The 13,305-nt window shown below is 65.0% G+C and carries 13 protein-coding genes; 8 read left to right on the top strand and 5 right to left on the bottom strand.

The annotated features are described in order from the left end of the window. Positions 1-12 precede the first annotated feature (12 nt). Positions 13-1,449: an amidohydrolase family protein gene (locus PMM47T1_RS08530; RefSeq protein WP_008367661.1), complete on the top strand. Its 1,437-nt coding sequence runs from the start codon at positions 13-15 to the stop codon at positions 1,447-1,449. A 15-nt stretch (positions 1,450-1,464) separates the two neighbouring features. On the opposite strand, the gene PMM47T1_RS08525 is transcribed toward PMM47T1_RS08530, so the two are convergent. Beyond that, the gene (locus tag PMM47T1_RS08525) at positions 1,465-2,091 is read right to left on the bottom strand and encodes a glutathione S-transferase family protein (protein ID WP_008367660.1); all 627 of its coding nucleotides are present in this window, start codon (positions 2,089-2,091) and stop codon (positions 1,465-1,467) included. Between the two features lie 313 nt (positions 2,092-2,404). On the opposite strand from PMM47T1_RS08525, the gene PMM47T1_RS08520 reads away from it, so the two are divergent. From PMM47T1_RS08520 to mnmH, 4 genes are all read left to right on the top strand, one after another. Next, a complete protein-coding gene (locus tag PMM47T1_RS08520) occupies positions 2,405-3,310 on the top strand; it encodes a LysR family transcriptional regulator (RefSeq protein ID WP_008367659.1) in 906 nt (301 codons plus the stop codon). Positions 3,311-3,476: 166 nt separating this feature from the next. After that, positions 3,477-4,241: an SDR family NAD(P)-dependent oxidoreductase gene (locus PMM47T1_RS08515; RefSeq protein ID WP_008367658.1), complete on the top strand. Its 765-nt coding sequence runs from the start codon at positions 3,477-3,479 to the stop codon at positions 4,239-4,241. Between the two features lie 234 nt (positions 4,242-4,475). Continuing rightward, positions 4,476-5,510, top strand: coding sequence for a selenide, water dikinase SelD (gene selD / locus PMM47T1_RS08510; protein ID WP_008367656.1), 1,035 nt, complete (start codon positions 4,476-4,478; stop codon positions 5,508-5,510). After that, positions 5,510-6,607 (top strand): tRNA 2-selenouridine(34) synthase MnmH, encoded by a 1,098-nt coding sequence (gene mnmH, locus PMM47T1_RS08505; protein WP_008367654.1) that lies wholly within the window; start codon positions 5,510-5,512, stop codon positions 6,605-6,607. Before selD ends, mnmH begins: the two co-directional genes overlap by 1 nt. A 121-nt stretch (positions 6,608-6,728) precedes the next feature. Here the strand turns inward: mnmH and PMM47T1_RS08500 are convergent, their stop codons facing one another. Further along, entirely contained in the window at positions 6,729-7,784 is a 1,056-nt protein-coding gene (locus PMM47T1_RS08500) for a permease (RefSeq protein ID WP_008367652.1), read from the bottom strand. 202 nt (positions 7,785-7,986) lie between these two features. Between PMM47T1_RS08500 and PMM47T1_RS08495 the strand changes: the two genes are divergently transcribed. Further along, positions 7,987-8,604 carry a cell wall hydrolase gene (locus tag PMM47T1_RS08495; protein ID WP_043300879.1) on the top strand — a complete coding sequence of 206 codons (618 nt, stop codon included), beginning with the start codon at positions 7,987-7,989 and terminating at the stop codon, positions 8,602-8,604. Here the strand turns inward: PMM47T1_RS08495 and PMM47T1_RS08490 are convergent. Beyond that, positions 8,597-9,061 (bottom strand): metallophosphoesterase family protein, encoded by a 465-nt coding sequence (locus PMM47T1_RS08490; RefSeq protein ID WP_008367648.1) that lies wholly within the window; start codon positions 9,059-9,061, stop codon positions 8,597-8,599. The two genes, PMM47T1_RS08495 and PMM47T1_RS08490, sit on opposite strands and share 8 nt — an antisense overlap. A 111-nt stretch (positions 9,062-9,172) precedes the next feature. Further along, on the bottom strand, positions 9,173-10,330 hold the full coding sequence (locus tag PMM47T1_RS08485) for an MFS transporter (protein WP_008367647.1): 1,158 nt from the start codon (positions 10,328-10,330) through the stop codon (positions 9,173-9,175). 366 nt (positions 10,331-10,696) lie between these two features. On the opposite strand from PMM47T1_RS08485, the gene PMM47T1_RS08475 reads away from it, so the two are divergent. Together PMM47T1_RS08475 and PMM47T1_RS08470 are read left to right on the top strand one after the other, a co-directional pair. Further along, positions 10,697-11,812 (top strand): aromatic ring-hydroxylating dioxygenase subunit alpha, encoded by a 1,116-nt coding sequence (locus PMM47T1_RS08475; RefSeq protein WP_043300851.1) that lies wholly within the window; start codon positions 10,697-10,699, stop codon positions 11,810-11,812. A 73-nt stretch (positions 11,813-11,885) separates the two neighbouring features. Beyond that, on the top strand, positions 11,886-12,635 hold the full coding sequence (locus PMM47T1_RS08470; protein ID WP_008367641.1) for a sulfite exporter TauE/SafE family protein: 750 nt from the start codon (positions 11,886-11,888) through the stop codon (positions 12,633-12,635). Here PMM47T1_RS08470 and PMM47T1_RS08465 read toward each other — a convergent pair whose 3' ends face one another. After that, a complete protein-coding gene (locus PMM47T1_RS08465) occupies positions 12,636-13,277 on the bottom strand; it encodes a LysE family translocator (protein WP_008367640.1) in 642 nt (213 codons plus the stop codon). Positions 13,278-13,305: the final 28 nt, after the last annotated feature.

Here is a 13,305-nt window from a genome sequence, read left to right as displayed (position 1 = left end):
GAGACGGTAACCATGAACACAGGCAATAACTGGCTGATACGCCATGCCCGCGCGGTGATGACCGGGCTGCCAGGCCACGCCGCACGCCACGCCGGCCCCGACATTCGCGTCATCGACGGCCGCATTGCGGCTCTGGGCAGCCTGCAACCGCTGCCGGGGGAACAGGTGATCGACGCCCGTGACTGCGTGGTGTACCCGGCGTGGGTCAACACCCACCATCACCTGTTCCAGTCGTTGCTCAAGGGTGAGCCACAGGGGTTGAACCAAAACCTGACGCCGTGGCTTGCGGCAACGCCGTATCGCTTTCGCGCCGCCTTCGACGCGCACAGCTTTCGCCTGGCCGCGCGCGTAGGCCTAGTGGAATTGCTACGCTCGGGCTGCGCCACCGTGGCAGATCATCACTACCTGTATTACCCCGGCATGCCCTACGACAGCGCCGAGATCCTGTTCGAGGAGGCGCAGGCGCTGGGCATGCGCTTTGTGCTGTGCCGGGGCGGGGCCACCCAGACCCGGCAGTTGGAAGCCGACCTGCCCCAGGCTTTGCGCCCGGAAACGCTGGACGCCTTTGTGGCCGACGTCGAGCGCCTGGCCAGCCGTTACCACGATCCGGCGGGTGATTCATTTCGGCGCATTGTGATGGCCCCGACCACCACGCTGCATTCCACCACCCCCCAACAACTGCGCGAGACCGCTCGCGCCGCGCGCGCCCTGGGCCTGCGCCTGCACAGTCATCTCTCGGAAACCGTGGATTACCTGGACGTCGCCCAAGCGAAGTTCGGTACCAGCCCGGTGCGTTTCTGCGCCGAGCAGGAATGGCTGGGCCCGGACGTGTGGTTCGCTCATCTGGTGAAATTGCTGCCCGACGAAATAGCCTTGCTGGGCCAGACCGGCACCGGCATTGCCCACTGCCCGCAAAGCAACGCCCGGCTGGGCAGCGGCATTGCCGACATTGCCGCGCTGGAAGTGGCGGGCGTGGCGGTGTCCATCGGGGTTGATGGCGCGGCGTCCAACGAGGCCGCCGACATGCTCTGCGAAACCCATGCGGCCTGGTTGCTGCAGCGCGCGCGTAAAGGCCAGCTGGCTCAACCGCGTTATGCCGGTGGGCAGTTTGAAGGCGGTGCCGACGCCGCCACCATCGAAGACGTCGTTCGCTGGGCAACCGCAGGCGGCGCACGGGTGCTGGGCCTGGACCAGGTGGGCACCCTGGCGGTGGGGCAGGCCGCCGACCTGGCGGTCTATAAGCTCGATGACCCGCGTTACTACGGCCTGCATGACCCGGCCATCGGCCCGGTGGCGTGTGGCGGGCGAGCCCACCTCAAGGCGCTGCTGATCGGTGGCCAGCGCCGGGTCGAGGACGATCAGGTGTGCGGGGTGGACCTGGCCGACCTGGGGCGCCAGGCCCATGCGACGGTCATTGCGTTGCAGCGCCGGGCAGGGCTGCGCGCTTGAGGGGGCTTTCAGCCCTCAATGCGCAAACGCATACTCGCCACCTTGCTCCACCGCCTTGCGATAAGCAGGCCGCGCCTGGAAGCGTTGCACCCACGCGGCCAGGTTGGGGTACGACGGCAGTTTGCCCTGGGCCTTGGCAATTTCGCCGATGAAGCTCATCTGGATATCCGCGCCGGTCAATTCTTCGCCCACCAGGTAGGGCGTGAGGCCCAGGGCGTTATCCAGGTAGCCCAGGTAGTTGGCCACTTCCGACTCGATGCGTGGGTGCAGCGGTGCGCCGGCATCGCCCAGGCGGCCCACGTAGAGGTTGAGCATCAACGGTAGCATTGCCGAGCCTTCGGCGAAGTGCAGCCACTGCACGTATTCGTCAAAGGTGGCGCTGGCCGGGTCGGGTTGCAGGCGGCCGTCGCCGTGGCGGCGGATCAGGTAGTCGATAATGGCGCCGGACTCGATCAACGTGTGGGGGCCATCCTCGATCACCGGCGATTTGCCCAGCGGGTTGATCGCCTTGAGCTCCGGCGGTGCCAGGTTGGTTTTCGGGTCACGTTGGTAACGCTTGATCTGGTAGGGCAGGCCAAGCTCCTCCAGCAGCCAGAGAATGCGCTGGGAACGGGAGTTGTTGAGGTGGTGGACGGTGATCATGGCGGCTCCGGGGCAGGTAAGGTGTCTAGAGACAGACTACTGCGCGGTGGTGGAGTGCCGTGAATTAATTCTGCGCCCCTCCCCCCGGAGCTGCCGAAGCCTGCGAACGCCCGCACCGCGGGCCCGCGATCGGCCTGACACCGCTGGAGGTCCGGTCCTGCGGACCTTTTCGCAACCTGGTGACGGATGGCGGCCCCGCAGCTCCAGGGGCAATCTCATGTTCTGATGGAGCGGCGCAGGTGTCGGAAGCCAAGTGCGTGCCGGTAGACTTCAACGTCGCCGCTCTCTTTCTTGAACCGTGAAGGACCTCACCATGCAGCTAAGCCGCGCCAACCTGGCGGACTTCGTCTATTTCCTGGCCATTGCCCGCCACCAGAGCTTCAGCCGCGCGGGCCAGGAGGTGGGCATCAGCGCGTCGGCCTTGAGCCACGCCATCAAGGGGCTGGAAGGCCGGATTGGCGTTCGGTTGCTCAACCGCACCACCCGCAGCGTGACCCTGACGGCGGCAGGCGAGGAGTTGCATCAGGTGATCAGCGCGCCGATGCAGAAAATGGATCAGGCCATGGAGGTGCTCAACCGGTACCGGGATGAGCCCACCGGCCGCATCCGCTTGAACCTGCTCAGCGACGCCGCCGACCTGCTGCTGGGTCCGGTGTTGCCGGTGTTCAATGATCGCTACCCGGAAATACAGGTCGACGTGACTGCCACCAACCTGATCGTTGACGTGATTGGCGGCGGCCATGATGCCGGTATCCGCTACGGCGGCACCGTGCCTGAGGACATGATTGCCCAGCGCCTGTCAGCGGACATTCGCTGGGTGGTGGTAGCCGCCATCGAGTACCTTCAGCGATTTGGCACCCCCACACACCCAACCGACCTGCTCAGGCATCGCTGCCTGCGGATTCGCCTGGGTAACGGCAACCTGTATGACTGGGAGTTCGAGCAGCAGGGTGAGCAGATAGCGATCGCCGTGCCCGGCATGATCACCATCGACGAAACCCGCGCCGGGCTGGCCCTGGCCCGGCAAGGGGCTGGCCTGATGTACCTGCCCGAACCGGTTGCGGCGCCTTTGATAGAACGCGCAGAGCTGGTCACGGTGCTGGATGATTGGGCCAGCGTCGGGCCCGGGTTTTACCTGTACTACTCAAGCCACCGGCAACTGCCGACGGGGCTGCGCTTGTTGATCGAGCTGATTCGGGAATTACAGCCACTGGGCTGATTCGGCGTGAGGCAAAGAATGGCGCTTATCAAGCGTCAGCCGCGCACCCCCGGCATTCACCGTCATTGATGAGTGTTGCTCATCAGAACGTCCCGGGTTTTCCCCGTATTCGCCCATTCCCGCATGGATTAGCCTGATTCCACTCATCCAAACCGAGGAAGAATCCATGAGCTTTTCATTCGAGAACAAGGTTGCCCTGGTCACTGGCGGCGCCTCTGGCATCGGCCTGGCCACGGCCCGGGCATTTGCCCAGGCCGGCGCATCAGTGGCGGTGGTTGACCTGAACCTCGAGGCCGCGCGCGCTGCCGCGCAAGCGTTGGTCGACGCCGGCCACCGGGCCATCGGCATTGGCTGCGACGTGGCGGACATCGATCAGGTCGAGGCCATGGTCAAGGACACCGTCGCCACCTTCGGCCGCCTGGATGCCGCCTTCAACAATGCTGGCATCCAGAACCTGCTGGCGGAAGTCGCCGACGCCACCGTCGAGGACTACGACCGGGTGATGTCGGTCAACCTGCGGGGCGTGTGGAGTTGCATGAAGTTCGAGTTGCAACACATGCGCCGCCAGGGCAGCGGCACCATTGTCAACTGCTCGTCCCTGGGCGGCCTGGTGGGCGGTGCCGAGCGCGCCAACTATCACGCCGCCAAGCATGGCGTGATCGGCCTGACCAAAAGCGCGGCACTGGAGTACGCGGCGCGCAATGTCCGCGTCAACGCGGTGTGCCCAGGGCTGATCTGGACGCCCATGGCCGACCAGATGGTGGCGGCGGGGCAGGGCGAGGCCCTGGAAGGCATGACCAAGGCCGTGCCCATGGGCCGCCACGGCCAACCTGAGGAAATCGCCGATGCGGTGCTGTGGCTCAGCAGCACGGGTTCGAGTTATGTGACGGGTCAGTCTATTTCGGTGGATGGCGGGTTTGTCATGCGTTGAGGGGGTGGCTGACGGCTCACTGTTACGGCCCAGACACCCCGTATTTACTGGTTGTCCATCCAGTTTTGGCGGAAAAGTTGTCCCCGGAAATCGTGAATATCTCTGTGGATAAAACGCCAAAACCTCGCAAAACAGGGGGTGAGGTCGATGTGATGAAATAATGACCAAATGCAACGGTCAGCGGGTGTTTCGCCCCTCTGGTAAAATGATTTGATTTACCGACGGGGCCCGACCATGAATGAACCCATTCGCCTGACTCAATACAGCCATGGGGCTGGTTGTGGCTGCAAGATTTCCCCCAAGGTGTTGGAAGTGATCCTGGCCGGCAGCGGCGCGCAGGACCTGGACCCCAATCTGTGGGTGGGCAATGCCTCGCGCGACGACGCGGCGGTGTATGGCATCGACGAAGAGCGCGGAGTGGTGTCGACCACCGACTTTTTCATGCCGATTGTCGATGACCCGTATGACTTCGGTCGTATCGCCGCCACCAATGCCATCAGTGATATCTACGCCATGGGCGGCGACCCGATCATGGCCATCGCCATCCTCGGCTGGCCCGTCAACGTGCTGCCGGCCGAAGTGGCCCGTGAAGTGATTCGCGGCGGCCGCGCGGTGTGTGACGCGGCGGGCATTACCCTGGCGGGCGGCCATTCCATCGACGCGCCGGAGCCGATCTTCGGCCTGGCCGTGACCGGCATGGTGGAAAAGCGCTTCATGAAGCGCAACGACACCGCCACCCTGGGCTGCGAGTTGTTTCTGACCAAGCCGCTGGGCATTGGCGTGCTGACCACGGCCGAGAAGAAGGGCCTGTTACGCCAGGCCGACATCGGCGTGGCCCGTGACCAGATGTGCACCCTGAACAAGCCTGGCAGCCGCTTTGCCCGCCTGGCCGGGGTCACCGCCATGACTGACGTGACTGGCTTCGGCCTGTTGGGCCACCTGGTGGAAATGGCCGATGGCAGCGGCTTGACCGCGCGCCTGGAAGCGGCGGCAGTACCGCTGTTGCCCAACATCGAATACTACTTGGACAAAGGCTGCGTGCCCGGCGGCACCCTGCGCAACTTTGACAGCTATGGCGAACGCGTCGGCCGCCTCACGGCCATGCAGAAACTGTTGCTGTGCGATCCGCAAACCAGCGGTGGCCTGTTGGTGGCGGTGCACCCCCAGGGCCGTGCCGAGTTCCTGGCGCTGGCCGCCGAACTGGGCCTGGACCTGGCGCCGATCGGGTTATTGGTAGCGCGACAGAGCCACGCGGTCGAGGTCGTCTGATGCGCAATAATTGCGTCGACTTTGCCGCGTTGTTCCTGACCGATACACCGCTGATGGATGTACGCGCCCCGGTGGAATTTCACAAGGGCGCTTTTGATCAATCAATCAACCTGCCGTTGATGGATGACCGTGAACGTGAACAGGTGGGCACCTGCTACAAACAGCACGGCCAGCAGGCCGCCATCGAACTGGGCCATCGCCTGGTGCAGGGTGACCTCAAGCACGCTCGCATCGAGCGGTGGCGGGCGTTTGCCAAGCAACACCCACAGGGTTACCTGTATTGCTTTCGTGGTGGCCTGCGTTCGCAGATCACCCAGCAGTGGCTCAAGGATGAGGCGGGTATCGACTACCCGCGCGTGGTGGGTGGCTACAAGGCGTTGCGCAGCTACCTGATCGAGGTGAGCGAGCAGGCGGTGGCGGACTGCGACTTCGTTCTGGTGGGCGGGCTGACCGGGTCCGGCAAAACCGAGGTGCTGGCGCGCCTGGACAACGCCCTGGACCTGGAAGGCCACGCCAATCACCGCGGCTCAAGTTTTGGCAAGCACGCTACCCCGCAGCCCGAGCAGATCAATTTTGAAAATCAGCTCTCGGTGGACATTCTCAAGAAACGCACGCGCGGCATCGGCCAGTTTGTGCTGGAGGATGAAGGGCGGGCGATTGGCAGCCGGGCGGTGCCGTTGTCGCTCTACCGGCGCATGCAGGCGGCGCCGCTGGTGTGGTTGCAGGACAGCGTGGAACTGCGCGTGGAGCGTATTCTCAAGGACTACGTGGTGGACCTGTGCGCCGAGTTCGTCCAGGTGCACGGTGCTGAGCAGGGTGAGGTGCGGTTTGCCGAGCGTTTGCAGCAAAGCCTGGCCAGCATCGTCAAGCGCCTGGGGGGCGAGCGCTATCAGCGCCTGGCACAGCTTATGGATGAGGCGCTGGCAGAGCAGGGCCGCAGCGGCGCGGTGGCTGGCCACCGGGGTTGGATCAGCGGCCTGCTGAACGAATATTACGACCCCATGTACGCCTACCAGCGCGAGGCCAAGGGCGCCCGGATCGAATTCGCCGGCAACCACGACGACGTCGTCGCCTACCTGCGTCACCGTGCCGGGTAACCGTTGACCTGCACCCCCCGCGTGATTCTGTGGAGCTGCCGCCAGGCTGCGAAGGCCCGCACAGCGGGCCCGCTATCGGCATTATATCGTTGAAGGTCCTGTGGATCTTTTCGCAGCAGGTTTACAGCACCAACATGCCCACCAGGCCGCTGATCACGCCCACCAGCATGGTCAGCAGCGCCACCGTAACCAGCACCTGCCGGTCGAACGATTTACGTAGCATCAACAGCGACGGCAGGCTGATGCTGGGCAGGGTCATCAACAGCGCCACGGCAGGGGCGGTGCCCAGGCCCAGGGTCATCAGGGTTTGCACGATGGGGATTTCCGCCGCCGTGGGAATCACGAACAGCGTGCCCACCACCGCCAGGGGCACCAGCCACAGCAGGCTGTTGCCCATGGCACCGTCAACATGGGGGAACAGCCACACCCGCGCGGCGCCCAGCACCAGCACCGCCAGTATGTAGACCGGGATGGTGGTCCAGAACAGCTGCCACAGGGTACGCATCCAGCGGCCGAACAGGTTGCCCTGTTCCTGAGTCGTCACCTGTTCCACCGCTTCCACGGCCGGCTCAGGCAGCACCTCGGGGCGCGAGATGCGCTGGGCAAACAGCGACACGCCCACCACCAGCACCACCCCGGCAATCACTCGCAGCACCGTGAAACCCCAGCCCAGCACAAAGCCCATGAAAATCAGGGTGGCCGGGTTCAGCACCGGGTTGGCGATCCAGAACGCCAGCGCCGCGCCTACCGATACCCGCTGACGGCGCAGGCCGGCCACCACAGGGGCCGCGCAGCAACTGCACATCATGCCGGGCAGGGCGAACAGGCCGCCACGCACCGTGGAACCCAGGCCGGCCCTGCCGAACACACGCAGCAGCCAGTCGCGGGGAATCAGTACCTGCACCAGCGAGCCGAGCACCACGCCCAGCACCGCCGCCTTCCAGATCGCCAGGAAGTACACCTGGGCATAGGCCAGGGCAGCTGCCATCGGGTCTTGCGGGTGGTCATTGATGATGGAACCGCCAATGCTGTGGCTACTGGCGGCCACGAATGACTTCAGGTAGTAGGGCGACCACTTCACGTAGTACAGGCCAATCACGGCCACCAGCACAAAGGCCAGGGGTTTGAGCCAGAACAGGCGTGAGCGCTGTTCGGCGGGGGAAGTCAGGGTGGTCATCGCAAGCATCCGGGCTGGGGAGGATAAAGAGCAATTTTAGCCCAGTGGTGGCGGTGTGCCTATTTGCCTGTGGCGGCGCCTATCAGGTTTGTCCGCTACAGTGTCGTTACCAATAAGGATAATGGCCCGATGCGCCGGTAAAAACGGGGGTATACGGGCTTCGAGGCAGCATCGTCTGCGACCCGTCCAGTGGGTGTTCATCATGCGTTCGCTCCGTATTGCTGCAGGCATGGCAACGTTGTTGTTCATGGGGCCGTTGCTGGCCGACGATCCCTCCGCCAGCCCACAACAGGCCATCGAAAAGGCCCAGGTGCTGGAGCACAAAGCCGCCGACAAGGACCCCGCGCCGGTGCCCAAGGCGCAAACCATCACCCCGCCCGAAGCCCAGGCCGTGGACCCGGTGGGGGAAAAGCCGGTAGACGACACGCTGACCTGCCTGGCCCGCACCATTTACTGGGAAGCCAAGGGCGGCACCCCGGCCGACATGCAGGCGGTGGCCCATGTGGTACTCAACCGGCTAGGGCACGAGGGCTTTCCGGACAGCGTGTGCGAGGTGGTCAAGCAGGGTGCGGACAAGAAAGTGTGCCAGTTTTCCTGGTGGTGCGACGGGCGCTCCGACCAGGTACAGGAGGAAGACCGCTATGGGGCAGCCAAGGAAATCGCGCGCAAGGTGCTCAACAAGCAACTGGCCGACAACACCGGTGGCGCCATGTATTTCCACGACCGCAACGTCAGCCCGCAGTGGGCCGGCAAATACCTGAAGACGGCCCAGACCGGCAAGTTCATCTTCTACAAACCACGTGAGGGCAAGGCTAAATAGGCGCGGTGAGGTCGATGAGTCGGGCGCTGGCCTGGCCCTGTTCAAGGCTCAGCAATGCCAGGCAGATCGGCAGTTTGAAGCGTCGCGGCCCGGCGCTGCCGGGGTTGATGTGCAGCACGCCGTTGCGCTGTTCAATCAGGGGCTTGTGCGAATGGCCGGTGACCACCACCTGCACCCCGGGCGGCAGTGGTTCGGGCAGGTCACAGGCTTCATGGGTCATGTACAGCTTGAGGCCACCCAGGCTGACGGTCACGGCCTTGGGCAGGTCGATGGCCCAGGCTTTGTCGATGTCGACATTGCCAAACACCACCGTCAGCGGCGCCACGGCTTTTAGCGCGGCCAGCACCTCGGGCTTGCCGATATCACCGGCATGCACAATATGATCGCACCCGCGCAAGGCCGCCAGCGCCTCGGGGCGCAGCAGGCCGTGGGTATCGGCAATCAGGCCAATGAGCATCGAGGTGGCTCCGGTGTCGGTGGGCATCGTGGTACAGGCTATCACTTACGCTGTAGCAACTGCCAAAGGCTGCGTTTTGCGCCCCGTCTTCGAGGCCGCAAGGACAGCACATCAAGACGCTGCCAACCGCCCCCGTGCCTGCCACACCCCACCCAGTGCCGTGCACACGAATACCCCGGCGGCCACCGACAGGGCCATCGGCAGGCCGGCGCTGGACGCCTGCATCAGGCCGCCGCTGACCACTGGGCCAAGCACGCTGCCCAGGCCAAACAGCAGGCCGGCACCGGCGTTGGCGGTGACCAGGTCCTGGCCGCGAAAGCGTTCGCCAATCAGTACGATGGCCAGGGTGTAGGTGCCACCCGCGGCGGCGCCCAGCAGGAACAGCATGGGCCACAGCAGCGTGCTGCCGCTGATCAGCCACGCCAGGCTGGCGCCAATGGTCAGCACGCACAGGCCGCAGGCCAGGTGCAGGGTGCTGCGTGGCACACGGTCGGCCAGCCACCCCAAGGGCAGTTGCAGGCACATGTCGCCCAGCAGGATGACGCTGACCATCAGCGCCGCCTCGGCCGGCCCCACGCCGTTGGCGGTGGCGTACACCGGGAATAGCGCCAGGATCACGCTGTCGAAGAACGAGAAGAACAACACCCCCATGCACAACGTAGGGGCCAGGCGCAGGAAGCCCATCAGCGAAAAGCTGCGCACGCCGTCCTCCTCGCTGACCGCGACGTCACTGCTGTCGAGCGCCAGCAGCGTCAGCCACGCCAGGCCCAAGGCAACGCTGACGGTGATGATCACTTGCGGGCCGTCGGTGCCCAACAACGAGATCAGCAACGGCCCGAGCATCTGGCTGCCGGTGTAGGCCGTGGTATACACCGCGATCGACTGGCCGCGGCGCTGGTCGCTGCTCAGTTCGTTGATCCAGGCTTCGCTGAGGATGATCACCAGGCCCATGCCCAACCCCATGCCCAGGCGCAGGCCGGCCAGGGCGTACAACGAGTGGCGCGCCGGTTCCAGCAAGGCCACGCTGGCCAGGCACACTGCCAGGCAGGCCTGGAACAACTGTCGGCGGTGGAAACGCCGCGACAGGCGTGCGCACAGGCTGGCCGCCAGCATCATGCCCACGGCGGGCAGTGCCGAGAGTATGCCGATCTGCGCGGCACTGGCGCCGCCCTCCAACAGGCGCAGGGCGGTGAGCGGCGCGGTGGCGCCCAGGCAAATGCCGGTCACGGCGGCAACGAACAACAGTACAGGCAGGGTCAGGCGGTTCATGGGGTCTTCACGCGGCAAATCGACTAAAGGCGCGCGCAGGACGAACAAGCGCGCACAGGGGCAGGCCGCGCACGTTCAACAGGCGAGGCGAGCCGTTGCAATCAGGTGTGGGCGATGGGCGGCGAGAAGGTGAACGCGAACAGCACGCTGCGGCGACGACTGAGGCCGGCGTCGGTCATGCAAGGAGGCATTGCCTGGAAGGGGTGGTGGGCACAGGTCATGTGCGAAGCAATCCGCTGAAACAGGTGGCTATTCTGGGGCAGGGCGCGGCAAACGGTCAACACCGCGGGTCGCGCAGTGTCAGTTTGGCGTTTGCCGCTGTCCAAGGGTTATCCTTCAGCCACTTCTTCTGGTTTTATTGCCGTCATGCTCACAAATCTCTGGTACGTGGTGCTGCCCTCGGCGCAGCTTTCCGATGGCCTGTCACCGGTGCAACTGCTGGGCCAGCCGTTCGTGGCTTTTCGTGATGAACACGGCCAGGCGCGGCTGCTGTCGGATGTGTGCGTGCACCGCGGCGGCTCGCTGTCGGCCGGTGGCAAGGTGGACGCCAGCGTGCAATGCCCCTATCACGGCTGGCGCTTCAGCGCCGATGGTGTGTGCACGCACATTCCAGCGCAGCCTCACGCGCGGATACCGCTCAAGGCGCGGGTAGACGCCTACCCCACGGTGGAGCGCCACGGCTGGATATGGGCCTTCCTGGGCGACCTGCCCGAGGCCGAACGGCCCCCCTTGCCAGCACTGGACTGGGTAGATGACCCGGCCGTGCGGGTGGTGTCCGGTCATTTCGATTGGGACGCCAGCTGGGACAGGGTGATGGAAAATGGTCTGGATTTTGCCCACGCGCCCTTTGTCCATGGCACCACCTTCGGCGACCCAGACCACCCGGAAATCGCCGCCTTCGAAGTCCAGCGCCAGGCCTGGAGCGGCCAGGCGCACATGATCATGCGCCGGCCGGTACGCAAAGGTTGGCTGCGGCGCACGCCCACCGGCGAGTACGTGGAGGTCACCACCGTGCCGGGCTACCACTTCTCGGGCCCCTGCGCCACGCTGGAATTGGCGCCCCGCGCGGGCTGGACTATCCATATCGTCTCGGCCCACGTGCCGGTAGCGGCCAACCGCACGCGCACCTGGTGGATGATGGGCCGCACCTTCCTGCGCTCACCACTGTTCGACCGCCGCACCATCGCCAGCAACCTGCGCATCTTCGAGCAGGACCACGAAGTGCTGCGCAAGGTGCGCCCCGAACGCGTGCCTGACAGTTGGCAGCAGGAAGTGTCGGTAAAGTCCGACGGCCTGCAGATCGCCTTTCGCCAGCGCCTGCGTGAACTGGAACAGCACGGCTGGCGCATCGACGAGGCGCGGTTGGCACGCGAATTCACCGGCCGCACCGCGTGCGTAGTGCCCAGCCCGGAGCGGCGGGCGGGTGGCGCCTGGGCCATCGAGGAAATTCCGCTGCTGGACGTCACCCCTCAGCGTTCGTGATTGTTGAATGCCTTTGGCTGCAGTAAGGTCGCGCTCACGCGCAGGGCGATCGAGACAACAGGTAGTGAAATAAATGATTGAGTGGGTGATGTACCTGGCGCTGGGCGCCGCCATGGGCACGTTGGGCGGGGTGTTTGGCATTGGCGGTGGCCTGATCGCCATTCCGGTACTGGCGCTGTTCTTCAACATGGACCAGCAGTTGGCCCAGGGCACGGCTTTGGTGATGGTGGTGCCGAACATTCTGTTGGCCATGTGGCGCTACCACCAGCGCACGCCCATCAACTTCTTCCAGGCCTTGCCGCTGGCGGCTGGCGGCCTGGTGTGCGCAGGGCTGGCGTCGATGATTGCGGTGGGCCTGGACCCCAACGCCATGCGCATCGGTTTTGCCGTGTTCATGTTGCTGCTGGCGGCCTACAACTATGCGCAAATGTTCCTGCCCAAGGCGCCGGGCAACGGTGCGGTGCGCGCCACCTGGCAGGCGTTGCTGGCGCTGGGCGGGGGCTCGGGGGTGTTGGGCGGCTTCTTCGGTGTGGGTGGCTCGGTGCTGGCCACGCCGGTGCTCACCAGCGTGTTCGGCGCCAGCCAGGTGGCAGCGCAGGCCTTGTCCCTGGCGCTGGCCGCGCCCAGCACGGGCATCACCTTGGTCACCTACGCGCTGCACCACCACGTTAATTGGCTGATGGGCATTCCCATGGCGGTGGGCGGTTTGGTCAGTGTGAGCTGGGGTGTGAAAGTGGCCTACCGCCTGCCAGAGCGTACGCTGCGCACCTTGTTTTGCCTGTTCCTGGTGCTGTGCGCCGCATTGCTGGCGTTGAAAGGCTGATCAGGCCGCTTGGCGGCGCATGGTCAGAATGGCCGAACCGAAGAAGATGAACGTGGCGCCCACGGTGCGGTTCACCCAGCGCGAGAATCGCGGCCGGGTCAACACGCCCTTGGCCCGTGAGGCCAGCAGCGCATACAGGCTCAGGGACGTGATTGACAGGCCCATGAACATCAGCGTCAGGGTAAAGAACTGCGGCAGCAGCGGCGCGCCCTGGTCGATGAACTGCGGGAACAGCGCAGTGAAGAACATGGTTGCCTTGGGGTTGCTGGCGGCGGTCAGGAAGGCTGACTTGAACAGCTTCAGCCGCGGCGGCGCCTGGCGCGGGCCGGCGTCGGCAGCCACGGCGGCCAGGGCCTGGCTGTTGCCGAACAGCTGCTTGGCACCCAGGTAGAACAGGTAGCAGGCGCCGCCGATTTTCACCGCGTTGAAGATCAACTCACTGCTGGCAATCAGCACGCCCAGGCCCAGCATGGCCGCTGCCGACAGGCAGAACAGCCCGCTGGCGTTGCCCAGCGACGACCACAGGGTGGATTTGGCGCCATAGGCGATGCTGTTGTGCAGGGCCATTACCGTGGCAGGGCCGGGGCTGGCAATGGCGATGCTGGCAACCAGCAGGTAGGTGAGCAGCGAGTGGGCGTCCATGGCGGGGTTCTTGTGGTGTGGAAAACGG

It is taken from the genome of Pseudomonas sp. M47T1, from assembly GCF_000263855.1.
In the GTDB taxonomy this organism is placed as follows: Bacteria; Pseudomonadota; Gammaproteobacteria; order Pseudomonadales; family Pseudomonadaceae; genus Aquipseudomonas.
This window is presented reverse-complemented; position numbering and strand designations above follow the sequence as displayed.